This window comes from Pseudomonas sp. Pseusp49 (assembly GCF_059491875.1).
Genome location: NZ_CP168514.1, coordinates 2,895,267 through 2,919,389, shown reverse-complemented (window position 1 = coordinate 2,919,389; position 24,123 = coordinate 2,895,267). Strand labels below are relative to the sequence as shown.

Here is a 24,123-nt window from a genome sequence, read left to right as displayed (position 1 = left end):
GTTCAGTCAGGGAGTCCGGCAAGATAGGGCCATGGGTAAATCCCCCGCTCATGCCCATCGCTGAAGACCAGTTGCAGGCCATAGCCCTGCGGGTTCAGTTCGATCACCCGCACCCGGGCATCCACCAACGGCGCCATCCCCCGCAGCCGAAATGCCCGACACTGCGAACACGGGCACTGCCGGCGCAACTCGGCGTGGTCCAGCCGTTGTTCGCGACCATCGGGCCAGTTCAGTCGTAATTGCTGTTTGCTGCGGGAATTGCCAATCGCCAGCGGATTCATTGCAGTTGACTCAAGGCAATGCGCACGGCCTTGCGCACTTCAGGGTCGCCGTCGTGTTGTGCGGCCTGCAATGGCGCAATGGCCCGTGGGTCGTTGAGTTCGCCGAGGGCCAGCGCGGCTTCCTTGCGCAGGTTGCTGATGCGGTGGCCGAGGGTGTCGATCAGCGCATCGAGCGCAGGTACAAAACGCAAGCGGCCGAGGCTGCGGGTGGCGCGCAGACGTACCTGCCAGTAATCGTCGCCCAAGGCGTCGACCAGGGCCGGGCCGGCGTCGGGGTGGCCGACTTTGCCCAGGGTGGTGGCGGCTTCTTCCCGGACTTGCCAGGCATCGTCCCGCAAGGCCTGGCGCAGGGCCGGCAGCACCAGGGTGTCAGACGCCAGGCCCAGCGCACCGGTGGCGGCTCGCCGCACGTCGGTGTCCGGGTCGGCGCTGGCCAGTCGCGCCAGTGCCGGCAAGGCATCAAGCTGCTTGAGCCAGCCGAGTACGCCCACCGCCTCGCGGCGCACGCTGGCGCTTTCGTCGTCCAATGCAGCGGCAGCCGCTGCGGCGGCATCGGGGCAACGCAACTCGCGCAACGCCCTGAACGCGGCAATGCGTACGCCGCTGTCGGCGTGCCCGGTCCACGGCAGAATGACCCGCCCCGCCGCTTCGGTCTTGAGCAGACTGAGACTTTGCGCAGCAGCCGCCTGTACCGCCGGGGATGGATCCGTCAGGGCCTGGCACAAGGCTTCGACCACGGGCGCGTCCTCCCAGGCTTCCAGCAACCGGGCGGCTTCGGCGCGGACCTCGGCCATCGGGTCTTCGGCCAGTCGATCGATCAACCATTGCAGGCCGTCCGGCTCCTCGAGATCGGCCAGTTCGATCAGCGCGATCCGGCGTACGCCGGGGTCGTCATCGGTCAGGCGTGGTTGCAGGGCCAGAATGTCGTCGTTATCGGTTACATCGAATAGAGAGGTCATAGGGCAAATCGCGGCAGTTTGTTTTCAGGGGGAAGTCCGAGCGGGTTCAGGCGCGGCAGTTGCCGGCCGTCTTCGTGCCGCAGGAGTTCGAGGCAATGGCGCTTCAGATGAGAGAATTCAGGGCGGGTCATCAGCTCCGTGCTGCGCGGTCGGGGGAAATCCAGGCGCAGGTCTTCGATGATTCGCCCGGGGCGCGAGCTCATGACCAGCAAGCGGTCGGCGAGGAACAGCGCTTCGTCGATGTCATGGGTGACAAACACCACGGTGGTGCGGATGCGCGTCCAGATGTCCAGCAGCAGTTCCTGCATGTTCAACCGGGTCAGGGCATCGAGGGCGCCGAACGGCTCGTCCATCAGCAACAGGCGCGGACGGTTGACCAGTACCCGGGCGATTTCGACCCGCTGCTGCATGCCGCCGGACAGTTGGTCGGGCCAGCGCCCGGCAAAGCCTTCGAGGCCCACCAGGGCGAGGATTTCATCCGCCGCCTTGAGCCGTTCGACCTTGCCGACGCCACGCATTTTCAGGCCGAACGCCACGTTGTCACGCACCGTGCGCCACGGAAACAGCGTGTGCTGCTGGAACACCATGCCCCGTTGTGGCGATGGTCCCGACACCGGCGCGCCATCCACGCTCAAGCTGCCGGTGCGCGGTTGCAGGTGACCGGCCAGCGCGCCGAGCAAGGTGGATTTACCGCAACCGGACGGCCCGAGGATGCACACGAACTGCCCTGGCTCGATCTGGCAGTCGAGGCCCTGCACCGCTTCGAAAGCCCCGTGGCCCTCGCCCAGGCTGATCGACAACCCGCGGATATCGATACGCCCTTCCAGGTGTTGAAAAACGCTCATCAGGCTTTTCCTCGTGGTCGATGCCAAGGCGTGAACAACCCGCCCAGGCGCTTGATCAACAGGCTGCTGCCCATGCCGAGCACGCCGATCAGCAACATGCCGACGACGATGTCGGCGTAGTTCTGGATGGTGTAGGACTCCCAGGTGTAATAGCCGATGCCGAATTGGCCGGAGATCATTTCCGCCGTCACCAGGCAAAACCACGAGGTGCCCATGCCGATGGCCAGGCCGGTGATGATGCTCGGCGCCGCGCCCGGCAGAACGACCTCCAGCAGGATGGCCCGGCGCCCTGCCCCGAGGCTTTTCGCCGAGGCGATCAGGCGTGGGTCGACGCCTTCGACGCCGTGCACGGTGTTGAGCAGGATCGGGAACAGGGCGCCGGTGAAGGTGATGAACACCATCGACAGTTCCGACGAGGGAAACATCAGGATCGCCAGGGGAATCCATGCCACGGCCGGGATCGGTCGCAGGACTTCCAGGGGCGGCAGCAACAGATCTTCGGCCCATTTCGAGCGGCCGATGGCCAGGCCCAGGGCCACACCGATGATCAGCGCCGCGAGGTAGCCGGCGAATACCCGGCCGAGGCTGCTGCCCAGGTGCTGGGCGAGTTTGCCCGAGTCGCCGAGGCCAAGGGCGGCTTCAATGACCGCCAAGGGTGTCGGGACGTTGGCGAAGGTCACCAGGCCAAGGTTCCAGTGGTGGCTGGCGGCAAGTTGCCAGAACAGCAGGCAGAGCAGCAGTGAAGCGGCTCTGGGAATCCAGCGTAAGAATGATCCGGACATACACATTTCCCGAGGGCAATCACAACCCCTGTAGGAGCTGCCGAAGGCTGCGATCTTTTGACGGCTTCACGATTGCCGAAGAGCCCGATCAAAAGATCGCAGCCTTCGGCAGCTCCTACAGGGACCGTGGTGTTTGGGGGTTAGCGGGTGGCTACGGCCTGGGTCGTGGCATCGGTGAAGTCGAATACCTTGCCGCCCTGCGCCGTGGCGAATTGTTGGGCCTGGCCTTTGAGCAGGAAGGCGCTCAGACGCCCCTTGGCGTTGGTGGCAAACCACGCCTGATCCGCCAGCAACTTGATCCCGCTGTCGCTGGCCTGGGTGTACACCGCGCGGATGTTCTTGCCTTCCTGTTTCAACGCTGTCAGCGCGGTAAATGCCGATTCCGCCGAGGCGTACTGACGGACTTTCGGCTCGCCACGCACCCAGATTTCCGCCACATGGCTGAAGTCGGTGATGGCTTTGCCGCTTGCCGCATCGACGGCCTTGAGCGGCGTCTGCTGGTAATTTCCAAGCTGCGCGCTGTAGTCGAGGTTCGAGGCTTTGAAGGCGGCGCGAATGTACTGGTCGTCGATGAAGGTGTTGAGATCGAGACCGCGATCGGCCTTCTTCAACAGCTTGAGGGTATCGATGGCGGTGCCCACGGCCTGGCGGTATTCCGGCTTCCAGCTCAGGTCGCGGGTCTGCACGCCGAGGGGGCCATGGAACAGGTAGTTGACCTCGGCATCGACCCCGGTGACCTTGGCGATCAATTCGCTGTATTTCTCCGGTTCAGTCGCCAGCAGCTGGTTGGCCTCGATGCTCGCCCGCAGGTAGGCGACGACGATTTCCGGATACTTTTTCGCATAGGCCTGATCCACCAGCGCACCGTGGAAGGTCGGCGCATCGGCTTGGGAACCGTCATAGATCTTGCGGGCGAAACCACGGCTGGGGAACAGCTCGGCGAAGGGTACGAAGTCGGCATGAGCATCGATCTTGCCGGCCTGCAACGCGGAACCGGCGACTTCCGGCGGCTGGGCGATGATGTTCACGTCCTTGAGCGGGTCCCAGCCCTGGGCCGCGACGGCGCGCAGCAGCATGCCATGGGCGGTGGAAGCGAACGGCACGGAAATCGTCTTGCCCTTGAGTTCGGCCAGCGACTGCACGCCCGACGCACTCGGCACCACGATGCCGTTGCCACTGCCCTGGGTGCTGCCCGACAACACGCTGATGAACAGACTGTGCTTGCCCGCCGTTTCGAAGGCCACGCCGTTGAACGCGCCGGGGAAATCAGCCATGGCGCCGAAGTCGAGTTTGCCGGCGACCATCTCATTGGTCAGCGGTGCGCCGCTGGTGAAGTTTTTCCACTGCACCTCGTATTGGGCGTCTTTGTAGGGACCGTCGTGGGGCAGGTATTTGTCCAGCAGGCCGAGCTCGCGAATCAACAGTCCGCCGGCGGCGCAGTTGATGGTGGTGTCCTGGGTGCCGATGGCAATGCGGATGGTTTCGGCCGAGGCCGACAGGGTGAAAGAAGCCAGTACCAGACCGGCCAAAGCTGCACGCAACATCATGAGTGTTTCCCCTCGAATCATTTATAGGATGTTCGTCTCCGCCACGATCAGGGCGTGGTGGGAAACGAGGGGTGTTCTGGATCAGGCGTCCGGTGGTGGCCGGATGGCGTTTTGGGTTGTCAGGGCTGGCCTCATCGCTGGCAAGCCAGCTCCCACAGGTTTCTCTGGTGTCTGCAAATCAAGGTTCACCACAAATCCCTGTGGGAGCTGGCTTGCCAGCGATGGCGTCCTGTCAGTCAGCGCAATAAATAAGGGATCTCCACTTTCACCGCCCCGGTCGGGCAGTCCTTTTCACAGGGCATGCAGTACCAGCATTCGTCGAACGCCATGTAGGCCTTTTGCGTGGCCGGGTTGATCGCCAGCAGGTCCATCGGGCAAACGTCGACGCACACGGTGCAGCCTTTGTGGGCGATGCATTTGTCTTCATCGACCGTGACCGGTGCGTTGGAGCGGAAGAAGATTTCCTGGGGTTGGTAAGCCATGTTCGGTCTCTCTTTTGTGGTCGGCATCAAGCCGCATCGGCACCGACCCGCAGCCGGTCGTAGGCCTGCATCTCGTCGGCATCCAGCGGGATGATGTAAGGCTCGACGGCTTTCCTGAAACTGCTCATCAAACCGTTTTCGTCCTTCTTCAGGTGGCAATGGCAAAACCAGTCGCGGTCGTTGCGCTGAGGATGATCGACGCGGTGGTGGTAAAGCCCCCAGCGGCTTTCAGCGCGGAACAATGAAGCGCGGGCGGCCATTTCGGCGCAGTCGCGGATCATGCTGACCTCCATGGCGCGCATCAGTTCGTGGGCGTTGTGGGCCTTGATCTGGTCGAGGTCGCGCTGGATATCGCTGAAGCGTTGCAGGCCGATCTGCATCTTCTTCGTCACTTTCGGCGGTTGCAGGTAGTCGTTGACGAAGCGCCGCAGCTTGTACTCGACCTGGGCCGGTGGCAGGCCGTGTTCGCGGTCCAGCGGTGCATAGACCCGCTGTTTTTCGCTTTCGATCTGCGCGGCATCCAGCGCGGAAAACTCGCGACCGGCGACAAAGTCCGCCGCGTTGTTGCCGGCAAACCAGCCATAGGTGAACGCACCGAGCATGTAGTTGTGCGGCACAGCCGCCATGTCCCCCGCCGAGTACAAGCCCTTGACCGAGGTCTCGGCCTTCTCGTTGACCCACACACCCGACGCCGAATGCCCGCTGCAAAAGCCGATTTCCGAGATGTGCATCTCGACCATCTGCGTGCGGTAGTCGGTGCCGCGATTGGCATGGAACTGGCCACGGCTCGGACGCTCGTTGCTGTGCAGGATCTCTTCGATGTTCTGGATGGTTTCCTCGGCCAGGTGATCGAGCTTGAGGAACACCGGGCCGTTGCCGCTTTCCAGCTCCTGATGGAACTCCCACATCATCTGCCCGCTCCAGTAGTCGCACTCGATGAAGCGCTCGCCCTTGTTGTTGGCGGTGTAGCCGCCCAGGGGGCCGGTGACGTAGGCGCAGGCCGGGCCGTTGTAATCCTTGATCAGCGGATTGATCTGGAAGCATTCCAGGTTCGCCAACTCGGCCCCGGCGTGGTAGGCCATCGAGTAGCCGTCGCCGGCATTGGTCGGGTTTTCGTAGGTGCCCATCAGGTAACCCGAGGACGGCAGGCCCAGGCGTCCGGCGGCACCGCAGGCGAGGATCACCGCCTTGGCCTTGATTACATGGAAGTCCGCCGTGCGGCAATCGAAACCCATCACGCCGTTGACCGCGCCCTCTTCATCCGTCAGCAAACGCGTGCACACCAGGCGATTGGTGATACTCACCCGCGCGCGCTTCAACTGCCGGTACAGGACTTTCTTGATGTCGTGTCCTTCCGGCATCGGCAACACGTAAGCGCCCATGTGGTGGACCTTTTTCACCGCGTAGTCGCCGGTTTCGTCCTTCTCGAACTTCACGCCCCAGCGGTCCAGTTGCTCGATGGTTTCGAAGCTGTGGGTGGCATAGGCGTACACCGCCGCCTGGTTGACGATGCCGTCGTTGGCGATGGTGATTTCCTTGGTGTACTGCTCCGGGGTCGAGTGGCCGGGAATGATCGCGTTGTTCAGGCCGTCCATGCCCATGCTGATCGCACCGCTGCGCTTGACGTTGGCTTTGTCGATCAACAACACCCGCAGGTCGCGGTTGCGTTCCTTGGCCTTGATCGCCGCCATCGGCCCGGCGGTGCCGCCGCCGATCACGACGATGTCGTACTCCTGCTCCAACGTGCTGCGCGTCATGCCTGATCCCCTTTTTGCCGGTCGATCCGCAGGCGGTACTGGAAGGCATCGCCACGGTAGTAAAGGTGTTCGAAGTCCACTGGCCGACCTTCGGCGTCGTGGGTCAGACGCTCGATGCGCATGATCGGCGAACCGGGCTCGACGTTCAGCGCCTGGGTCAGGTCGCTGTCGGCCAGTACCGCATCGATGGCCAGGTCAGCGTGACCGAGCGCCAGGCCGCAGTCGTTTTCCAGGATCAGGAAAATGTCGCGGGTGACCAGGTCGGCTTTTTCCAGGCGCTCACCAACATCCTTGGGCAGGTAGGTGATTTCCAGGGAAATCGGCTCGCGATTGATCAGGCGCACCCGTTTGATCTGCGCCACGACCTCGCCTTCTTCGACCTGCAAACGCTCGGCGACCAACTTGTCGGCAGCAATGAACTTGAAGCTGCGCAGGCGGTTGATCACCTCATAGCCGCGACCGGTCATGGACTCGGCCAGGCCTTGCAGGGTGCTGACGTTCTGGAAGGTTTTCGGCTTGGCGACGAACGTGCCCTTGCCGTGGATCTTGAAGATCAGCCCTTCCTTTTGCAGGTCACCCAAGGCCTGGCGCACGGTGATGCGGCTGACCTTGAACAAGGCGCCAAGCTCGCTTTCGGAAGGCATCTGGCTGTCTTGCGGGTATTCGCCGTCGAGGATGCGGGCACGCAGCACGTCTCGCAGCTGGGTGTGCAGCGGGACGCTGCTCAGGGATAGAACGTTATCGGTCATGGCAGATCACTTGTTATAACGAGTTATGACGTGATCTTAGAGAGGTTATGACACGCTTGAGAAATACCGAATGCGCATAAGGTTAGATTCACCGGTAAAAGCAAAAGATCGCAGCCTGCGGCAGCTCCTACAGGGATTGGGTGTACCTGTAGGAGCTGCCGCAGGCTGCGATCTTTTGACCTTGCTCAGCCGCGCCGAAGAATCTGGTCCATCACCCAATCAGTCTTCAGCGCCTCTGCGGCCACCGCAGGATGCTGCGCCTCACCACGAATATGCGCATTCATGCCCAACACGTGGTGCCACTGAATGTGCGCGTGATGCTCGATGGTCAGGCTGAGGTGCTCGTCGGCGTGCAGCTCGACCGGGTGCTCGTCGAACACTGAAAAGCTGATCCGGCCTTGACTGCCAATCACTTCGACCCGGTCTTCTCGGCGATCGGCGGCGAAGTTCCAGCAACCCATCCCCAGAGCCCCGCCGGCAAACCGCCAAGTGGCGCTGACGGCATCTTCGGCCGCGTACAAACCGGCCTGCCGTGCGGTGAACCCGGCGACTTCGACGATATCGCCAAACAGGTACTGAAACAGGTCCAGGCCATGGCTGGCCAGATCGGCGAAGTAGCCACCACCGGCAATCGCCGGGTCGGTGCGCCAGTTATCGGTGCCGTTCCGATCCGCTGCCGACGGAGCTTTGGTGAGCGTCCAGGTCACGTGCCGGACCTCGCCGATCCGCCCCTCCTCCAGCCATTGCCGCACTTGCCGGAAGCGTGGCAGTGAACGCCGGTAATAGGACACGAACAGATGCAACCCGGCATCGGCGAACACCTGTTGCATCTCGCGACTTTGCCCGGCGTTGAGCGCCATGGGTTTCTCGACGCAGCAATGCTTGCCGGCGGCGGCCACCTGCAAGGCATAGGCGTGATGGCTGTCGGGCGGTGTGGCGATGTATACGGCGTCGACCTCCGGATCGTTGATCAGTGCATGCGCATCGGTATAAACCCGCGCGATGCCGTGGCGCGCGGCGTAGTCGGTGACGGCTTCCAGGCGCCGCCCCATCACCGCCACCAGCGCCGATCCGGGCGCTTTGTAGAAGGCCGGTGCGCTTTTGCGTTCAGCGACACTGCCACAACCGATCATGCCCCAGCGCACCAGGTTCATAGGCTCTCCTTGCCGTTCAGTCGATACGCAATGCGCGCAGGTCCAGTCGACCGTCCTTGAGCGGCGGGCACCAGTAGTAGCCACCGGTGACCGGACGGCTGATGCGGTACAGACCGTCGGTGATGCCGTCTTCCAGGCCACTCATGCGGCGCAGTTGGGCTTCGAAGGCGTCGAGGGAGAAACCGAAGGCCAGGAACATCAGGCCGGCGCGGTCACCTTCGATCCACGGCATCGAGCGGCGCACCACGAAGGCCTCGGGCGCAAAACTTTCCTGGGCGGTGCGTTTGACGTGGGCGGAAACCGGCGCATCGTCGATCTCTTCGTTATCGCTCAGGCGGCGGCCCATGATGTTGTCTTTCTCATCCGCCGACAGCCCGTGGAAACCTTTCAGGTCATGCTGCCACTGCTGGATCGCGGCGAAGCTGCCACCCACCGTGCCGTCCGCGCCTTCAGCCACCAGTGCAGCGGCCACTGCGGCTTCATCGTGGGGGTTTTCGGTGCCGTCTTCGTAGCCGGTCAGGTCATGGCCGGTCATATGGCGGAAGGTTTCGTTCATCTGCACCAGGCGCAACGCCGGGGCCAATGCCGCTGTGATGGCGTTGCTGCGGTTGAGCAATTCGCCACGGTCCTCACCGTGCAGCCAGCACCAGAGCGCGTGTTGGGTCGACGGATTGTCGACGCCGACGCCCGTCAGCGCCGGGAACGGCCGCAGACCGTCGATCTGCCCGTCCAGCGCCTTGACCAGGGACTCACCGAAGCCGGCCACCACCGACTTGCCGTCCACCAGCCCTTGCAGGTTATCCAGCGCGGCCGGCAGTGCAGCGGCGGATTCGAGCGCGAAGAACATATGGCGGGCTTGAGGAGGAACGGGGGTGGCGAGAATGCCCGGCTGGTAATGACTCATATGAACTCCTTGAAAAAGAGCATGGAGTTTAACCGGTGTGTGAGGTTTTGTGTGCCGTCGGAGGTCAGGAACCTGTGGCAAAGGGGGCTTCTGTGGTGAGTAGGACTCTGGGTGAGCGGGCTTCTGTGGCGAGGGGGCTTGCCCCCGTTGGAGCGCGCAGCGGTCCCCTACATTTCCAGTCATACCGAGGCGGCAGGTATTGGGGCTGCTTCGCAACCCAACGGGGGCAAGCCCCCTCGCCACAAAAGCCCGCTCACCACAGAATCCCCACTTGCCACAAAAGCCCCTGCCAATGTCCTCTCATCACACGGAGATCAAACCACGCTGGGACTTTCGCTGCGGAACGCACTCGGGCTCATGCCGGTCCAGCGCTTGAACGCCCGGCGAAAGCTGCGTACGTCGCTGTAGCCGACTTCCTCGGTGATGCGTTCGATGGACATGTCCGGGTTGGCCAGCAGGCTCATGGTGCGGGCCTGGCGCACTTGTTCCAGTAGTGTTTCGAACGTCAGCGCGTGTTCGGTGAGGCGCCGGCGCAAGGTGCGGCTGCTCATGTTCAGGTCGCTGGCGATTTTCTCGATGTGGCTGCCCTCGGTCAGGTCCCGGGCAATCGCCCGCTCCACCGCCTGGATCAGGTCCATTTTCTGGTGCACCTGCGCGGCTTCCAGTTCGAGCAGTTTCACGGCCTGACGCAGGGCCAGGGAATGGTGATTGGGCAATTGGACGTCCAGCCAATGCCCATCGATCACCATGCGGTTTTGCAGGCAACCGAAACGCACATCCGGCCCCAACAGGCGCGAATATTCGCCGAGATAGTCCGGCGCCGCATGGATGAATTCCACGGCCATCGGCTTGAAATCCGCGCCGACCAGGGCCCGGCCGTACACCAGCAGGCTGGCGAAAAACTCCTCGACCGCGAACAACTGCACGTCGGCGAACGGCAAGCGGCATTCGACGTCGACAAACACCCGGTCACCCGCCTCCTCCACACTGGACACGACAATGCCGCCCGAGGTGTGTTGATGGCGAATGCCCAGTTCAAAGGCATCGCGCAGGGTCTTGCACAGCGACAACACATGCCCCAACAGCCCCAGCGTGCCGAGCACATTCTGCGCGCCGACCCACAGGCCCAGCCCCTGATTGGGCAAGGCCTTGAGCGCCCGCTGAATCATGGCCACGGCCTGGCGATAGGAAATGCGCTGCGCCGGATCCTGAAGGTCTTCAAAGTCAAACCCCAACCCCCGGCACAGGCTCTGGGGGTCGATGCCTTTGTGCTCGGCGACTTCGGCCAGGGTTTGCAGGAGAAATGGCGACACCAGCGCCAATTCGAAGGTGGGATCGATCACTTTCATTTGCATGGGGCCATACATTCCGGGACGAGCATCATTCTTATTTTTGTAACCGGTTATGTCGAAGGAAGTTAGCACAGCGTTTAAAGGCTGTCCGCAGAAGTCCCCCTAAATGGCCGCCAATACCCTGCCTTGCAGGGCGCGGACAGCTTATTTCTATGGGGCGGCCCTCGAATGGACGCCGGACAGCCCGCCAACAATAATAATGAGTACACCCATGATCGCGACTCGCACGACACTTCCCCTGATGGTCATCAGCCTGGCCGGCGTCTGCGCCCTGCAACCGGCCCTGGCCACCGAGGCTGGCGTGGACAACATCGGCCCCGGCACCGACGGCTTTTTCATGCTGCCGCTGTCGCCCGACAGCCTTCCGGACAACATGGTTGCGTTCAACCTCTACTACAACCACTACAAATCCACGAATCTGAACATCAGCTCCCTCGGCGGCAAGGTGCCGAACGTCGAAATCGAATCCACGGCCGTCATTCCGCGCCTGGATTACCTCAGCCCGGTGCGGGTGTTTGGCGGCCGGCTGGCCGGCTACATCGCGCAGCCTTGGCTCAAGCAGGAAGTCTCGGTGTTCGGCCTGCCGCAGGACACCCGCGAAGGCATGGGCGACACCACCATCGCGCCGATCATTCTCTGGGACATGGGCCCGAACCTGACCCTCGGCGCCGCCATTGAAGTCACGGTGCCGACCGGCGAATACAGCGTCGATCGCCTGGCCAACACCAGCAACAACTTCTACACCTACAAACCACTGTTCTCCTTCACCTGGCTGCCGACGGACAGAACCGAGGTGTCGATGAAGACCACCTACAGTTTCAACGAGAAAAACAAAGACACCGATTACAAGTCGGGGCAGATTTTCCACATCGACTATTCCGCCAGTTTCAAGATCACCGACGACCTGATGTTCGGGCTGAACGGCTACTACCTCAAGCAAACCACCGATGACAAACAGTTCGGCCACACCGTGCAGTTCAACGGCCAGGACGTGAACGACGGGGTGCGCGGCCAGGTGTTTGCGATTGGTCCCGCGCTGCACTGGACCTTTCTCAAATACGCCAGCGCGGAGATTCGCTGGGCCAAGGAGTTCGACGTGGAAAACCGGCCTGAAGGGGAAATGCTTTGGGCCAAGGTCAGTATCCCCTATGCATTTTGACTGAACTGACGCCTTCGCGAGCAAGCCCGCTCCCACATTTGGAATGCATTCCCCTGTGGGAGCGGGCTTGCTCGCGAAAGCGGTGGCACCTCCACAAAAGATCCTTCAGGAATACACCGGCCAGCTATCCACAATCTTCCCACCCCGAACCGCCAGCAGATCCCCAAACTGCAACAACACCGCCTCCGTCTGGGCAGGCCGCAAGAACACCTGGTCCTCAACCCCAAGCCCCACCGCCGCCGAACCATTGACCATCTCCTGGTTCGAACTGCGGCCATACACACCATTGCTCTGCAACCCCGCCGGCGATTCGAACTCCGCCATCCAGTTGCCGCCGTAGATAAAAAACGTCTCGCGCTGATTGGCGTCCCACCAGGAAAACAGCCTGGACTTGTCATCCAGCGCCGGGATATTCGCCGCCCCGGTGCTTTTTAGCACCGGCGTGGCGATGTAAGCCGCCGGCACATGCTCCACCAGCGACGGCAAATCATAGTGAGTGGGCTTGAGCATCGCCGTCCCCACCGACACTTCACTGCTGAGTTGCTCTTGCTCATGCATGCGATAGCTCGGGCTGCCGGCCGTATTGAGGGTCAATCCTTCTCGCCATAAACCGGGGTATTGCTGACGGGTGAAATCGACGCAGCGCTGGTAGATCACCATCACCTTGGCGAACAGCTCTTCGGGCGAACCCAGAATCCCCGGCACGCCCATGCCCACGAACGGGTCGTAGCCCATGAACCCGGCGAATTCCAGGTGCTGCGGGTGCTGGCTGATCAGCGTCAGCATCTGCCCCAGTACGCCCAGGTCGCTGATACCGCCGCGATGCAGCCCGACATCCAGCTCGATATTCACCCGCACTCGCGTGCCCAGCCCCTGAGCCAGGGCGAGGTATTGCTGCAAACGCTCCGGCGTATCGAGCAGCCATTGAAGTTGCTTCGAAGGGTCGAAAGGCCCCTTGTGCGACTGATAGAACAACTGCGCCGAACGTACCGGCAGCGGCTTGCCCAACAGAATGTCAGCCTCGGGAAACTGCACGGCGTCATGATTGAGAAAGGGTTGGTGAAACGACATCAGGCGTTGCGTGCCGGCGCGCTGGGCGATGTAGGCCAGAAGCCCCGGTGCCGGCAGCGATTTTTCCACCACCCGCAGGTGTTTGCCGCCACGCTTGACCGATTGCATCACCACATCGATGTTGTGATCCAGCCGATCAAGGTCGATCAGCATCACCGGCCGCATCGGCCCGTGGTCCTTTAGCTCGCGGTTGAGCAGGCGGAAATAGTCGCTGTAGGGCGCACCTCGGTCACCCGGCCGCAGCCACGCCCCGACACCCGCCAACAAGGCGCCGACGCCTGCGGCACCCAGCATGAAATTACGGCGATTGACGGCCATCAGCTCACCCCCAGGATCGATGACAAATGCGCATTGAGGAATTTGCCGCTGGGGTCGAGTGCCTGCCGCACTTGGATGAACTCCTGCCAGCGCGGGTACAGCGGCTGCAGGTTTTTCGCGTTCAGCGTGTGCAACTTGCCCCAATGCGGCCGGCCGTTGTACTTCCAGAAAATCGGCTCGATGGCGGCGAAGAAGTTGTGATGATCCATCTGGTAGTGCTGGTGGACCGAAATCGAACAGCTGTCGCGGCCTTCGAACATGCTCAAGGGAATGTCATCGGCCTTGACGTAACGGTATTCGATCGGAAACCAGGTGCGCAGGTCTTTGTCCTGGATCAGCTTGAGGATCTCGCGCAAACAGGCCGGGCCGTATTCGGCCGGCACGGAATACTCCATCTCGTTGAAGCGCACCGTGCGCACGTTGGCGTAGATGTCGAACGAGTCGCCCACCCGGTCATCGAAGCTGGCCAGGTGGCGCAGATTATTGAGCATCGTGCGGCGCAGGTCCGGGAAGTCGCTGGCGTATTTGTCGATCTTCTCGATCAAGGTGACAAACTCGTTGCCGCCCTCTTCATCCGCCGGAACCGGCGGTGTGGCCGGGTCGGTGGTTTCGTTCAGGGCGATCGACAAGGCGTAGTCGGAATGGGTCACCACGAGCATTTCCCAGTGCTGGTTTTCCCGGGTGTTCTTGTCCAGGTCTTCGAGCAGTTCTTCGGTTTTGGCGATCCACTGCCGCTCTCGCAAGCGGTACGCCGGGCGGTTTTGCAGGCGCACCCGGGTTGCCACGCCCAACGCTCCCAGGGACACCCGGGCGGCGCTGAACACCTCAGGATGACGATTGGCATCGCAATCCAGCACCTCGCCGCCGGCGGTCACCAATTGCAAGCCGCAGACATGCGCCGAATAGGATTGAAAGTGCTTGCCGGTGCCGTGGGTCGAGGTCGAGATCGCGCCGGCGAGGGTCTGGTAATCGATGTCGGCCATGTTTTGCAGGGCCTGGCCGATGTCCTTGAGCGGCGTGCCCATGCGCGACATCGGCGTGCCCGCGGCGAACTCGGCTTGCAGGGTTTTCGGATCGTGATCGAGCAACCCCGAGAAATAGCTCAGCGACAGCAAGGTGCCGTCGGTGGGCACCAGCGCGCTGAAGGAATGCGCCGAACCCACCGGACGGATCTTGCCGGGGGCCTGACGCACCACTTGGGTCAACTCATCCAGGTTCTTGGGCGCCAGCCGCGCCGCCGGCAGGCAATTCTGGCCGCCCGACCAGTTGCGCCAGGGAATCAACCGTGGCGCGCGCAGCAGCTCGGCCAGCGCCGGGGCTGAACCGAGCGCGGTAAAGGCGCCGATGACGCTCGCCCGTTGCAACAACTGACGCCGTGTCAGGTCCATCGTCATGAATCGCACCCTGCCGTTCTTGTTATTGGATTTGCTGGCCGGACATGAAGGCAATCAGCGCCAGGAACTGTTCCTGCGAACACTGCATGCACATGCCCATTGGCGGCATGCCGTTGTAGCCGTTGATCGCGTGATCGAGCAGCGTGTCGGCGCCCTGCAGCACCCGTGGCGCCCAGGCCTTGATGTCGCCGGTCAGCGGTGCCCCGGCCGCCGGATTGGCGTGGCAAAGCTTGCAGCTGTTGTCGTAGACCTGCGCCAGCTCGGCGTCGGCGGGCCTCGCGGCGCCGGCTTCGCTGCGGGTCGGCGGGTTTTTCGGCTCTTCGCACCCTGCAAGCAACGCAAAGGCACACCCCGCCAAGGCCAAACAAAGGCTAGGCTTTTCAGTTAATCGGCTTGCCCGCATGGCTGTCCTCTCATGGGCTGCCCGGTTGGCCGGGTGCAGCTTTTTTGTTGTGATCAAGGAGAGCTCAACACTAAGGCACTCCACGTGGGCGGGTTGAGGGCATTGGGGGCCAACAAGGGGCGCTTCTGAGGCCATGACGGAGGGCGCCGATAAACCCGCGGACGGCAAAAACGCTGAGATGAGTCATGACAAGGGTTGCTGAGGTCTGCTAAAACGATTCATCAGTGCATCACCCAATCCAGAGGGGTAGCGACATGACCACAGCCGATATTCTCCAGAACCTGTTCCCGAGCCCAGCCGACATCCCGGAAAAGTACCGCCTCGACGGCCAGACCGAACAGCGTGAATACCTGGTCGATGGCGTACTGAGAACCTGGAACGGGCCACTGGCCCAAGTCCGCAGCCCGGTGTACCTGACGGGTGCCGATGGCGACGAACAAGTGATACTCGGCAGCACGCCGCTGCTCGATGCCGACACCGCATTGACCGCCCTCGACGCTGCCGTGCGCGCCTACGACCGTGGCCAGGGATTGTGGCCGACCATGCGCGTCGCCGAGCGCATCCAGCACGTCGAAACCTTCCTCGGGCGCATGCGCGAGCAGCGCGACGCCGTGGTCAAGTTGCTGATGTGGGAAATCGGCAAGAACCTCAAGGACTCGGAAAAGGAGTTCGACCGCACCTGCGACTACATCGTCGACACCATCAACGCGCTGAAAGAGCTCGATCGCCGCTCCAGCCGTTTCGAGCTGGAACAGGACACCCTCGGCCAGATCCGCCGCGTGCCACTGGGCGTCGCCCTGTGCATGGGGCCTTACAACTATCCGTTGAACGAAACCTTCACCACGCTGATCCCGGCGCTGATCATGGGCAACACCGTGGTGTTCAAACCGGCGAAACTCGGCGTGCTGCTGATTCGCCCGCTGCTGGAAGCCTTCCGCGACAGCTTCCCCGCCGGGGTGATCAACGTCATCTATGGCAGCGGCCGCGAGACGGTCAGTGCGCTGATGGCCAGCGGCAAGATCGACATCTTTGCCTTCATCGGCACCAACAAGGCCGCCAGCGACCTGAAAAAACTCCATCCCAAACCCCACCGCTTGCGCGCGGCGCTGGGTCTGGATGCGAAGAACCCGGGCATCGTCCTGCCGGAAGTGGATCTGGACAATGCGGTGAGTGAAGCGGTGACCGGTTCGCTGTCGTTCAATGGCCAGCGCTGTACGGCCCTGAAGATCCTGTTTGTCCACGAGGACGTGGTCGAGTCCTTCATCGACAAATTCAATGCCAGGCTCGCCAACCTCAAACCCGGCATGCCCTGGGAAAGTGGCGTCGCCCTGACGCCCCTGCCGGAATCGGGCAAGGTCGACTATCTGCATGCACTGGTGGCGGATGCCGAGAGCAAAGGCGCCAGGGTGGTCAACCCCAACGGTGGCGAGGCCCGGGCGTCGTTCTTCTACCCGGCGGTGCTGTACCCGGTTACGCCGCAGATGCGGGTTTACCAGGAAGAACAGTTCGGCCCGGTCATCCCCATCGTGCCGTACCGTCATCTGGATACCGTGATCGATTACGTGCTGGAGTCGGACTTCGGCCAGCAGTTGAGCATCTTCGGCACCAATCCGGTGGCAGTCGGTCGCCTGGTGGACACCTTTGCCAACCAGGTCGGGCGCATCAATCTCAATGCGCAATGCCAGCGTGGCCCCGACACTTATCCCTTCAATGGTCGCAAGAACTCGGCCGAAGGTACCCTGTCGGTGCATGACGCACTGCGGGTGTTTTCGATCCGCACGCTGGTGGCCACCAAGTTCCAGGAGACCAACAAGGACCTGATCAGCGAGATCATCAGTGGCCGCAGTTCGAGCTTCCTGACCACCGACTACATCTTCTGAGGAGAGCCAGCCTGAGTACATCCAGAGCCGATCGACTGCCACCGCTGCTGCGCCGATTGCTGCGTCCGTTGCTGGATCCGTACCGGCGCTACCGCCATGCCCGGGTGATCCATGCGGTGCGGGTGTCGCTCGGCTTGCTGGCGACGATCCTGCTGACCACCGGGATCAAACTGCCCCACGGTGAATGGGCGTCGGTGACCATGCTGGTGGTGATCGGCGGCTTGCAGCACCACGGCAACATCGGCAAGAAAGCCGCCGAGCGTGCCATCGGCACCTTGATCGGCGCCGGTGTCGGCCTGGCGCTGGTGGCACAACAGGCCTGGCTCGGAATGCCCTGGCTGACCTATTTCGCAATGTCGGTGGTCTGCGGGTTCTTCTCGTATCACGCCATCGGCAAGGGCGGCTATACCGCGCTGCTGTCGGCGATTACCGTGTTCATCGTCGCCGGGCATGGCGACAACCCGGTCACCGATGGCTTGTGGCGTGGGGTGGATATCCTGATCGGCATTGCCCTGGCCCTGGCGTTTTCCTTCGCCCTGCCGCTGTACGCGGTGTATTCCTGGCGCTACAACCTGGCCGATGCCCTGCGTGATTGCGCGAAAGTCTACGGGCGCATCATTGACGGCCAGGCCATCACCGCCGACGAACACCTCAAGCTCATGACGCGCCTGAATGCGGCGATGGTGCAACTGCGCTCACTGATGCCGTCGGTGTCCAAGGAAGTGAAGATTTCCATGACCGAGCTCGATGCCATCCAGCGCAACCTGCGCATGTGCGTCAGCACCCTGGAAATCCTTGGCAATACCCGACCGGATGCCAATGACCCCGAGGCCATGACGCTCCTGCAAACGGCATTGAAAGCCGAACATCGACAGATCCGCGTGCAATTGATCGGCATGGCCCGGGCGTTGAAATCAGGCGCCGCCCAGCGCCTGGATCGGCCCATGGAGGTGCCGCTGGTCAGCCTCGATGCACCGGTCTACAACAGGCTGGATGGCTATCGCCTGCTGACCCGACAACTGGCTGCCAACATCGGCGAGATGCGCCAGCGCCTGGCCAGGAACGCGCCGCGCTGGAACATCTGACATCTGGGTCGCAGGTTACGGCGTCACCGTGCGCCGAAACTTCAGCGACCAGCCTTGTTGCATACCGGCGGCGGCCAGCAGGATTGCCGCGACGCCGATCCACTGCAGCGGCTCCAGACGATGGCCGAAGGCAAACCAGTCGACGAAAATCGCCGCAATCGGATAGATGAAGGACAGCGCCCCCGTCAGCGCAGTCGGCAGTTTTTGAATGGCGCCGTACAGCAACACATACATCACACCGGTGTGCACCATGCCCAGTGTCACCAGGCTGGCCCATGCGCTCGGCGCCTGCGGCAGCACCGAAAGATTCGCGAATGGCGCGAGCAACAACACGCCGGTGCTGACCTGGATCAGCGCAATCAGGTGCGGCGGCGTACCCGTCAAACGCTTGATGATCAGCGCGGCAATCGCATAGAGAAACGCCGCGCCCAACGCCAGGGCAATGCCCGTCAGGTAATCGCTGCCGCTCTCACCCTGGCTGCCATGGGCACTGACGATGGCCAGCATCCCGAGAAACGACACGCCCAGCCATAGCATTTTCTGCGCGGTGATCTTTTCGTTGAGAAACAGCGCCGCCAGCCCGACCAGCATGAACGGCTGAACGTTATAGACGGCGGTGCCGATGGCAATCGACGCCCGGGAATAGGAGGCGAACAACAACACCCAGTTGCCGACGATCGCCACCCCGCTGAGCACGGCGAGCAAAAACGTGGTGCGGGTCAGAATACCGGGGCGCAGAAAGCCGAAGGCGGCGCAAATCAGCAGCAAGGTACCGGCACCGAACAGGCAGCGCCAGAACACCACATCCAGCACCGGTTGCCCGGACACCAGCACGAACCAACCGATGGTGCCGGAGATCAGCATGGCGGCCGTCATTTCAAACGAACCGCGGCGTAGGGATTTGTCCATCATCAGACTCCTGTGTTTGTGGCCAAAGTATGCCAATGCACCACAGCGCCACTCCATAGCAAAAAGCAGGCTAAACTCTGATTCAGCCTTTTTTATGAAGGCAGTTTCGAAAAAATGCCTAACGGAGGGTTTCGCCATGACCGATGACATCGACCAAGTGCTGATCACGGCCCTGATGGAAGACTCGCGACGCTCGCTCAAGGCCCTCGCGCAAATCAGCGGCCTGTCCTCCCCCAGTGTTGCCGAACGCCTGCGCCGCCTGGAAGAACGTGGCGTGCTCAAGGGCTACACCGTTGAAATCGACCCGAAAAGCTTCGGTTATCAACTCCAGGCCATCGTGCGTATTCGCCCGTTGCCGGGCCAGTTGCAAGAAGTGGAGCGGCAAATCATGGCCATTCCCGAATTCACCGAGTGCGACAAGGTGACCGGCGACGACTGTTTCATCGCACGCCTGCACGTGCGCTCGATGGAACAACTGGACACCCTGCTCGACCGCCTCAACACCCACGCCGAAACCAACACGGCCATCGTCAAGAAAACCCCGGTCAAGCGCCGGTTACCGCCCATGGCGTGAGTGATATTTGTTTCAGGCTGAAGTAGATTGATGGTTTCCGGCGAAGGATTGACGGCATGAAAACCCAGGCAATGCTACTGATCGCAATGATGCTTGCGGGTTGTGGCACGATTCAGACGGTTGTGCGCAGTGACGAAGTGGCCTCGAAAAGTCTCACGAAACAAAAGAGCTACTGCGGTGCGGTACCGCGAATCTACAGCGGCGTGACCTACGATTTCTGCTTCCTCAACGCGCCCCTCGAAAACGGTCGGGATGCGCAGGTACATGGCCCCGCCCCCGCCATCGTGCTGCTCGACGCGGTCGTGTCCGGGGCGATGGATACCTTGTTGCTGCCCTACACCATCTACCGCCAGCAAGCCGACGGCAGCATTGTCATTACCGAGTAACCCTGTATTCCAGGCAATAAAAAACCCGCCTGAGCGGGTTTTTTACTTCAAGACAGACGATCAATCATCACGGCCCATGATGCCGAACAGCTGCAACAGGCTGACGAACAGGTTGTAGATCGATACATACAGGCTGATGGTGGCCATGATGTAGTTGCGCTCGCCGCCGTGAATGATGGCGCTGGTCTGGAACAGAATGCAGACCGAAGAGAACAGCACGAAACCTGCGCTGATCGCCAGTTGCAGACCGCTGATCTGGAAGAAGAAGCTCGCCAGCGTCGCACCCAGCAGCACAAAGAAGCCTGCCGTGATGAAACCGCCGAGGAAGCTCATGTCCTTGCGGGTAATCAGCACATAGGCCGACAGGCCGCCGAACACCAGCGCGGTCATCGCGAAGGCCGAACTGACCACTTCAGCGCCGCCCTGCATACCCAGGTAACGGTTGAGGATCGGGCCGAGCAGGAAACCCATGAAACCGGTCAGGGCAAATGCCGACACCAGGCCCCAGGCGGAATCACGGAGTTTGTTGGTGAGGAAGAAAAGACCGTAGAAGCCGATCAGCACCACGAAAACGTTCGGGTAGCCAACACGCATCTGCTGGGCAACGTAGGCCATTACACCGCTGAATGCGAGGGTCAGGGCGAGCAAGCCGTATGTGTTGCGCAGGACGCGGCTAACCTCTAGCTGCTCAGCCTGCACGCTGTTATTAACTGCGTAATCCTGTTCGCGCATGGCGACACTCCTGTTGGTTTGAAACGTTCAGTCGCAAAGATCATAACAGACGCTCTGTAACTAGCTATGCAGAGAGTTTGACAGTGTGTTTCATTCAGGTATTATGGCGCCCGCAACGCAAACGGAGGTGTGGCCGAGTGGTTTAAGGCAACGGTCTTGAAAACCGTCGACTGTAACAGGTCCATGAGTTCGAATCCCATCGCCTCCGCCATTTTTATACGACAAAGCCCTGATTATTCAGGGCTTTGTCGTTTCTGGAGCCTGTGAATCGGTGCAGCCTCTGGAGGTCGTTACAAAACTATTTGGTAACCGTTACAAAACTTTCCTGATTTTCCCTCTCCCGGCGTCCTGCCAACGGTTAAAAATCCTTCATGAAACGCAGTGCTGCGCTGACCTCATAACCGAGGATTCTCGATGCCAAACTCAGACCTGCTCCCTTCCCTGCTATTCAAGATCAACGAAAACCAGCTCGCCCTAGAAGCCGCCATAATGGAGCTGTCGAATTGGGTCGAGCTGCGCGGATCGGCTGACGTCGCCGACAACGTGCGCGCTGCCCTAGAAGCAATCGATAGGAATGAAAGAGTTCATCAAAATGACGCTAGCGGTGATGATGGCGCCGGAATGACTGCAATCGGCAAAAGCAGTCATTGGCTCACCATCGGTTAGCTCGCGGATTATTCTCCTGGATAAGCATCAAGGCCAGAAGCTTCCAGACTGCTATATGAGCCGTGGCGAGGCTGAAAATGAATGCCTTCGGGGCTCAACCGTTAGCGCTTCAGTAGGAACATTGAGTTCCTTGCTCTTGGTGATTCAGCTTTGTTCAACTTGAAAACGATTTTTGGATATCATCTAGCGCGTGCCCAGGGTGGATTCTTTGCGATGCCCTTGAGCAACCCGGGGCATGGACAAAGGCAATTTCTCGATCACATTCAAGCTGCTCGGAATGGCAGGTTTTACAACTGATGGTCCCTTGGACAATCGTCCAGTTTGCGTGCCATTCCGTCAGTCTCTCCATCGGTGTCATGGGTAGCGCCCCTCAATTCATTAGGCGGATGTGCAGAACCTTCACGGTTCTACCCAGGCAACACAGACAATGCCTCTATCTTCCACTCTACTCGCATTTATCTATCAACAGCTATTCGCGAAGGGCTGCAAAGGGTCGAAATCGACCCTTCCCCATGTGCGCTGCGACTTCCAAATCACGTTCAGATCAGGCAAGCCTAAGGATGGGAAATATGAGTCATCTCGATAAACCACTTTTGGCCAAATGCGCGCAGTCAATTGAAGAATAAAAAGTCGTCCATCGATTCCTCACAAAAATGGAAACTGTTCTTATATCGCCACGCTCAGTTGTTTGATTTTGCTTAACACGTTTGCCTGCCGTGGGGGGAGACTCAACCAATCGCGATGCATTTCCACACGATGATCACCAGTGGAACGCTGATCTGAACTAGCCTCACCGGATGTGGCATCCAATTGTTGAGAGAGATGATTATGAAACCCATACGCATTCAGATACTTCTGCTCGCTCTGCTGGCTTGTGTGCTGCCGTTAGCCGCTGGCGCGAAGTCGGAAGTTACCGCTATTGATATCCTTCTAGAACCGGACGGCACGATGCTCAAGCATGTAGACGCCAGCAATGCCCGCCTGCTCGCTGTGTTCCCGAAAGGTTTCGCCCTGGATGCCGAACACCGTCCACATATCACGCTCATCCAACGTTTCGTTCGTACTGAAGATCTCGACAAGGTCTATGCCGCTGCGGAGAAGGTTCTCGTCAGCGCCAATGTGAACGCCATGAAGCTGGAAGCGTTCAAATATTACTACGCTCCCGCGGGAGCGGTCGGAGTAGCAGGTATTTGCGCGAAGCCAACGAATGAAATCATCCAGCTGCAAGCGGACATTATTGCCGCAGTGAAGCCCTTCACGGTAGAAACCGGAACTATCGACGCTTTCACTGCTGCACACGATGATCCCGCTAATGACGCGGCGCTCATCCAATATGTATCAGCATTCGTGCCGAATATGTCTGGCGATCATTTCAATCCTCATGTGAGTACGGGCATTGCACCTCGTGACTATCTCGACAAAATGAATGCCGAGCCATTCCAGTCATTTGTTTTCTCGCCCGCTGGCGCTGCGGTCTATCAATTGGGCCCTTTCGGCACCGCTGCGAAAAAACTTAAAGCGTGGGATCTGAAACCTTGAACCGCTAAAGGGTAGTCGTAGTTACCTTCGAGAAGTCCACTATGGGGCGATTTCCAGCTGTCACGAAGGCAGAAACGGCCAATTTTTAACCATTGCTGACAAAACGGCCATTTTTAACATCCTCCGTTTGCAGAATCGCCCCTGGGTTTTCCTATTTACCCTGTACTGCCGTACCCCCTTAAGGCAAAGCGTTAGGTTTCCAATTCCGCTGGATAGCATCCGGATGAATGCCCCCACATGTGGGGAATCTCATTGTTGGGGGGGAACTTTCGTCTGAAGGATGTAGCGTTGAACACAGTGCTACAGACTCAGGGCTTGCAGCCAAGCGTCTTTCATTCAAATGGCTTGATTCTTGCCCTATTTGCTCATACGAGCTCATGATCCTCGCAGCTCCCATTAGAAAACATTAAAACAAAAACAGCAGTATGGGAGGTGCGCCATGTGGAATCACCCTCTGATGCTTGTACTTGTCTACCTTATTTTCACCCTCAGCATCGCTTGGTTCTTTTCCATTTCTCTCCTAGATTTGCTTTGATCCAATGGAAAAAGTGAATAGAACCTGATTCTGCACTCAGCTCCGAAGGATCGTTTATGGCTAGTTTTAACAATTTTCAACGCCCGAAATGGGTCGCTAGCCTCCTATAGCCAAGAATTGCAATCGGCTGTGGCTTCAACCGGTCGACACAACAGATTGGCTTAATCGTTCAGCGGGCGTTTCGTTGTTTAGCGTTTTTTGAGGGGGCGATCAGGCTGAAGTAGGTTTACTACAGCCATCAACAGATCATCACTAAACCAGGGCTTAGCCAGGTACGTAGTTGAGTAGGGCACTATTGAGGCATCCAGCTCGTAACCGGAGGTGAGAATCGTAGCGGTAGCGGGCCATTTCGCCTTCACCAGTTTTATGAATTCCGCACCTTGGAGTTGACCTGGCAAAACATGATCCGCGATCACCAGCGGGCAACCGTCCGGCATGCTCCGTAGGTAGGTCAAAGCGTCATCGGCAGTGGCAAAATCCAAGGAAAGGAGATCGATCTCGCTCAAGATATCTACTATCAATTTGCGAACTTCTGGGTCGTCTTCAACAACGACCGCCCATCCCATTACCAGCGAGAGCTTCCCCCATTCTCTGGACACGCATGGCTCCTTAATCGGGTTCGAATTCCGAAATAGGTAGAGATAACGTGTCGAGTGTAGG

At 60.3% G+C, this 24,123-nt stretch carries 23 protein-coding genes, 1 tRNA gene and 1 pseudogene; 8 read left to right on the top strand and 17 right to left on the bottom strand.

The annotated features are described in order from the left end of the window. Positions 1-2 precede the first annotated feature (2 nt). The 11 genes from ACEN83_RS13230 to ACEN83_RS13180 all read right to left on the bottom strand — a co-directional run bounded on the left by ACEN83_RS13230 (position 3) and on the right by ACEN83_RS13180 (position 10,815). Positions 3-281, bottom strand: a complete 279-nt coding sequence (locus tag ACEN83_RS13230; protein ID WP_495580558.1) for a DUF971 domain-containing protein — start codon at positions 279-281, stop codon at positions 3-5. After that, positions 278-1,240 (bottom strand): HEAT repeat domain-containing protein, encoded by a 963-nt coding sequence (locus ACEN83_RS13225; protein WP_495580557.1) that lies wholly within the window; start codon positions 1,238-1,240, stop codon positions 278-280. The genes ACEN83_RS13230 and ACEN83_RS13225 overlap by 4 nt, the downstream gene beginning before the upstream one ends. Further along, positions 1,237-2,085, bottom strand: coding sequence for an ABC transporter ATP-binding protein (locus ACEN83_RS13220; RefSeq protein ID WP_015094858.1), 849 nt, complete (start codon positions 2,083-2,085; stop codon positions 1,237-1,239). The genes ACEN83_RS13225 and ACEN83_RS13220 overlap by 4 nt, the downstream gene beginning before the upstream one ends. Further along, complete coding sequence (locus ACEN83_RS13215; protein ID WP_104448392.1) at positions 2,085-2,867, bottom strand: ABC transporter permease; 783 nt, start codon at positions 2,865-2,867, stop codon at positions 2,085-2,087. The genes ACEN83_RS13220 and ACEN83_RS13215 overlap by 1 nt, the downstream gene beginning before the upstream one ends. Positions 2,868-3,007: 140 nt before the next feature. Continuing rightward, entirely contained in the window at positions 3,008-4,414 is a 1,407-nt protein-coding gene (locus tag ACEN83_RS13210; RefSeq protein ID WP_495580556.1) for an ABC transporter substrate-binding protein, read from the bottom strand. Positions 4,415-4,650: 236 nt separating this feature from the next. Beyond that, the gene (locus tag ACEN83_RS13205) at positions 4,651-4,896 is read right to left on the bottom strand and encodes a 4Fe-4S dicluster domain-containing protein (protein WP_003180418.1); all 246 of its coding nucleotides are present in this window, start codon (positions 4,894-4,896) and stop codon (positions 4,651-4,653) included. Positions 4,897-4,922: 26 nt separating this feature from the next. Continuing rightward, positions 4,923-6,653 carry a fumarate reductase/succinate dehydrogenase flavoprotein subunit gene (locus tag ACEN83_RS13200; RefSeq protein WP_007973338.1) on the bottom strand — a complete coding sequence of 577 codons (1,731 nt, stop codon included), beginning with the start codon at positions 6,651-6,653 and terminating at the stop codon, positions 4,923-4,925. Next, complete coding sequence (locus ACEN83_RS13195) at positions 6,650-7,402, bottom strand: GntR family transcriptional regulator (protein ID WP_495580555.1); 753 nt, start codon at positions 7,400-7,402, stop codon at positions 6,650-6,652. Before ACEN83_RS13195 ends, ACEN83_RS13200 begins: the two co-directional genes overlap by 4 nt. 185 nt (positions 7,403-7,587) lie before the next feature. Then, positions 7,588-8,556 carry a Gfo/Idh/MocA family protein gene (locus ACEN83_RS13190; protein WP_495580554.1) on the bottom strand — a complete coding sequence of 323 codons (969 nt, stop codon included), beginning with the start codon at positions 8,554-8,556 and terminating at the stop codon, positions 7,588-7,590. Positions 8,557-8,572: 16 nt separating this feature from the next. After that, positions 8,573-9,460: a Dyp-type peroxidase gene (locus ACEN83_RS13185; protein WP_495580553.1), complete on the bottom strand. Its 888-nt coding sequence runs from the start codon at positions 9,458-9,460 to the stop codon at positions 8,573-8,575. 314 nt (positions 9,461-9,774) lie between these two features. Beyond that, the gene (locus ACEN83_RS13180) at positions 9,775-10,815 is read right to left on the bottom strand and encodes an AraC family transcriptional regulator (protein ID WP_116580651.1); all 1,041 of its coding nucleotides are present in this window, start codon (positions 10,813-10,815) and stop codon (positions 9,775-9,777) included. Between the two features lie 238 nt (positions 10,816-11,053). Between ACEN83_RS13180 and ACEN83_RS13175 the strand changes: the two genes are divergently transcribed. Continuing rightward, the gene (locus ACEN83_RS13175; protein WP_256589930.1) at positions 11,054-11,971 is read left to right on the top strand and encodes a SphA family protein; all 918 of its coding nucleotides are present in this window, start codon (positions 11,054-11,056) and stop codon (positions 11,969-11,971) included. A 105-nt stretch (positions 11,972-12,076) separates the two neighbouring features. On the opposite strand, the gene ACEN83_RS13170 is transcribed toward ACEN83_RS13175, so the two are convergent. The 3 genes from ACEN83_RS13170 to ACEN83_RS13160 form a co-directional block, all read right to left on the bottom strand. Further along, on the bottom strand, positions 12,077-13,285 hold the full coding sequence (locus tag ACEN83_RS13170) for a DSD1 family PLP-dependent enzyme (protein WP_495580872.1): 1,209 nt from the start codon (positions 13,283-13,285) through the stop codon (positions 12,077-12,079). Between the two features lie 74 nt (positions 13,286-13,359). Then, positions 13,360-14,754, bottom strand: a complete 1,395-nt coding sequence (locus ACEN83_RS13165; protein WP_495580552.1) for a D-arabinono-1,4-lactone oxidase — start codon at positions 14,752-14,754, stop codon at positions 13,360-13,362. Positions 14,755-14,776: 22 nt separating this feature from the next. Beyond that, positions 14,777-15,157, bottom strand: coding sequence for a c-type cytochrome (locus tag ACEN83_RS13160; protein ID WP_116580655.1), 381 nt, complete (start codon positions 15,155-15,157; stop codon positions 14,777-14,779). A 254-nt stretch (positions 15,158-15,411) separates the two neighbouring features. On the opposite strand from ACEN83_RS13160, the gene ACEN83_RS13155 reads away from it, so the two are divergent. Both ACEN83_RS13155 and ACEN83_RS13150 read left to right on the top strand, forming a co-directional pair. Then, positions 15,412-17,037, top strand: coding sequence for an NADP-dependent glyceraldehyde-3-phosphate dehydrogenase (locus tag ACEN83_RS13155; protein ID WP_495580551.1), 1,626 nt, complete (start codon positions 15,412-15,414; stop codon positions 17,035-17,037). Between the two features lie 44 nt (positions 17,038-17,081). Continuing rightward, a complete protein-coding gene (locus ACEN83_RS13150; protein ID WP_495580871.1) occupies positions 17,082-18,122 on the top strand; it encodes an FUSC family protein in 1,041 nt (346 codons plus the stop codon). A 15-nt stretch (positions 18,123-18,137) separates the two neighbouring features. On the opposite strand, the gene ACEN83_RS13145 is transcribed toward ACEN83_RS13150, so the two are convergent. Beyond that, complete coding sequence (locus tag ACEN83_RS13145; RefSeq protein ID WP_495580550.1) at positions 18,138-19,031, bottom strand: DMT family transporter; 894 nt, start codon at positions 19,029-19,031, stop codon at positions 18,138-18,140. 136 nt (positions 19,032-19,167) lie between these two features. Between ACEN83_RS13145 and ACEN83_RS13140 the strand changes: the two genes are divergently transcribed. After that, a complete protein-coding gene (locus tag ACEN83_RS13140; RefSeq protein ID WP_007973356.1) occupies positions 19,168-19,605 on the top strand; it encodes an Lrp/AsnC family transcriptional regulator in 438 nt (145 codons plus the stop codon). A gap of 56 nt (positions 19,606-19,661) precedes the next feature. After that, positions 19,662-19,991: a YceK/YidQ family lipoprotein gene (locus ACEN83_RS13135; RefSeq protein ID WP_495580549.1), complete on the top strand. Its 330-nt coding sequence runs from the start codon at positions 19,662-19,664 to the stop codon at positions 19,989-19,991. Positions 19,992-20,051: 60 nt separating this feature from the next. Here ACEN83_RS13135 and ACEN83_RS13130 read toward each other — a convergent pair whose 3' ends face one another. Further along, positions 20,052-20,723, bottom strand: a complete 672-nt coding sequence (locus ACEN83_RS13130; protein ID WP_492586801.1) for a Bax inhibitor-1/YccA family protein — start codon at positions 20,721-20,723, stop codon at positions 20,052-20,054. A gap of 123 nt (positions 20,724-20,846) precedes the next feature. Between ACEN83_RS13130 and ACEN83_RS13125 the strand changes: the two genes are divergently transcribed. The 3 genes and pseudogenes from ACEN83_RS13125 to ACEN83_RS13115 all read left to right on the top strand — a co-directional run bounded on the left by ACEN83_RS13125 (position 20,847) and on the right by ACEN83_RS13115 (position 22,928). Further along, a tRNA-Ser gene (locus ACEN83_RS13125) sits at positions 20,847-20,934 on the top strand. Between the two features lie 203 nt (positions 20,935-21,137). Further along, positions 21,138-21,348, top strand: a pseudogene (locus ACEN83_RS13120) (hypothetical protein). A gap of 869 nt (positions 21,349-22,217) precedes the next feature. Next, positions 22,218-22,928 carry a hypothetical protein gene (locus ACEN83_RS13115; RefSeq protein WP_495580548.1) on the top strand — a complete coding sequence of 237 codons (711 nt, stop codon included), beginning with the start codon at positions 22,218-22,220 and terminating at the stop codon, positions 22,926-22,928. 723 nt (positions 22,929-23,651) lie between these two features. Here ACEN83_RS13115 and ACEN83_RS13110 read toward each other — a convergent pair. After that, positions 23,652-24,062 (bottom strand): response regulator, encoded by a 411-nt coding sequence (locus ACEN83_RS13110; protein ID WP_495580547.1) that lies wholly within the window; start codon positions 24,060-24,062, stop codon positions 23,652-23,654. Between the last annotated feature and the right edge of the window lie 61 nt (positions 24,063-24,123).

What these genes read in the sequence shown, in the direction of transcription:
- ACEN83_RS13230 (WP_495580558.1), bottom strand. Translation starts at nt 281, where the DNA reads ATGAATCCGCTGGCGATTGGCAATTCCCGCAGCAAACAGCAATTACGA.
- ACEN83_RS13225 (WP_495580557.1), bottom strand. Translation starts at nt 1,240, where the DNA reads ATGACCTCTCTATTCGATGTAACCGATAACGACGACATTCTGGCCCTG.
- ACEN83_RS13220 (WP_015094858.1), bottom strand. Translation starts at nt 2,085, where the DNA reads ATGAGCGTTTTTCAACACCTGGAAGGGCGTATCGATATCCGCGGGTTG.
- ACEN83_RS13215 (WP_104448392.1), bottom strand. Translation starts at nt 2,867, where the DNA reads ATGTCCGGATCATTCTTACGCTGGATTCCCAGAGCCGCTTCACTGCTG.
- ACEN83_RS13210 (WP_495580556.1), bottom strand. Translation starts at nt 4,414, where the DNA reads ATGATGTTGCGTGCAGCTTTGGCCGGTCTGGTACTGGCTTCTTTCACC.
- ACEN83_RS13205 (WP_003180418.1), bottom strand. Translation starts at nt 4,896, where the DNA reads ATGGCTTACCAACCCCAGGAAATCTTCTTCCGCTCCAACGCACCGGTC.
- ACEN83_RS13200 (WP_007973338.1), bottom strand. Translation starts at nt 6,653, where the DNA reads ATGACGCGCAGCACGTTGGAGCAGGAGTACGACATCGTCGTGATCGGC.
- ACEN83_RS13195 (WP_495580555.1), bottom strand. Translation starts at nt 7,402, where the DNA reads ATGACCGATAACGTTCTATCCCTGAGCAGCGTCCCGCTGCACACCCAG.
- ACEN83_RS13190 (WP_495580554.1), bottom strand. Translation starts at nt 8,556, where the DNA reads ATGAACCTGGTGCGCTGGGGCATGATCGGTTGTGGCAGTGTCGCTGAA.
- ACEN83_RS13185 (WP_495580553.1), bottom strand. Translation starts at nt 9,460, where the DNA reads ATGAGTCATTACCAGCCGGGCATTCTCGCCACCCCCGTTCCTCCTCAA.
- ACEN83_RS13180 (WP_116580651.1), bottom strand. Translation starts at nt 10,815, where the DNA reads ATGCAAATGAAAGTGATCGATCCCACCTTCGAATTGGCGCTGGTGTCG.
- ACEN83_RS13175 (WP_256589930.1), top strand. Translation starts at nt 11,054, where the DNA reads ATGGTCATCAGCCTGGCCGGCGTCTGCGCCCTGCAACCGGCCCTGGCC.
- ACEN83_RS13165 (WP_495580552.1), bottom strand. Translation starts at nt 14,754, where the DNA reads ATGACGATGGACCTGACACGGCGTCAGTTGTTGCAACGGGCGAGCGTC.
- ACEN83_RS13160 (WP_116580655.1), bottom strand. Translation starts at nt 15,157, where the DNA reads ATGCGGGCAAGCCGATTAACTGAAAAGCCTAGCCTTTGTTTGGCCTTG.
- ACEN83_RS13155 (WP_495580551.1), top strand. Translation starts at nt 15,412, where the DNA reads ATGACCACAGCCGATATTCTCCAGAACCTGTTCCCGAGCCCAGCCGAC.
- ACEN83_RS13145 (WP_495580550.1), bottom strand. Translation starts at nt 19,031, where the DNA reads ATGGACAAATCCCTACGCCGCGGTTCGTTTGAAATGACGGCCGCCATG.
- ACEN83_RS13140 (WP_007973356.1), top strand. Translation starts at nt 19,168, where the DNA reads ATGACCGATGACATCGACCAAGTGCTGATCACGGCCCTGATGGAAGAC.
- ACEN83_RS13135 (WP_495580549.1), top strand. Translation starts at nt 19,662, where the DNA reads ATGAAAACCCAGGCAATGCTACTGATCGCAATGATGCTTGCGGGTTGT.
- ACEN83_RS13130 (WP_492586801.1), bottom strand. Translation starts at nt 20,723, where the DNA reads ATGCGCGAACAGGATTACGCAGTTAATAACAGCGTGCAGGCTGAGCAG.
- ACEN83_RS13115 (WP_495580548.1), top strand. Translation starts at nt 22,218, where the DNA reads ATGAAACCCATACGCATTCAGATACTTCTGCTCGCTCTGCTGGCTTGT.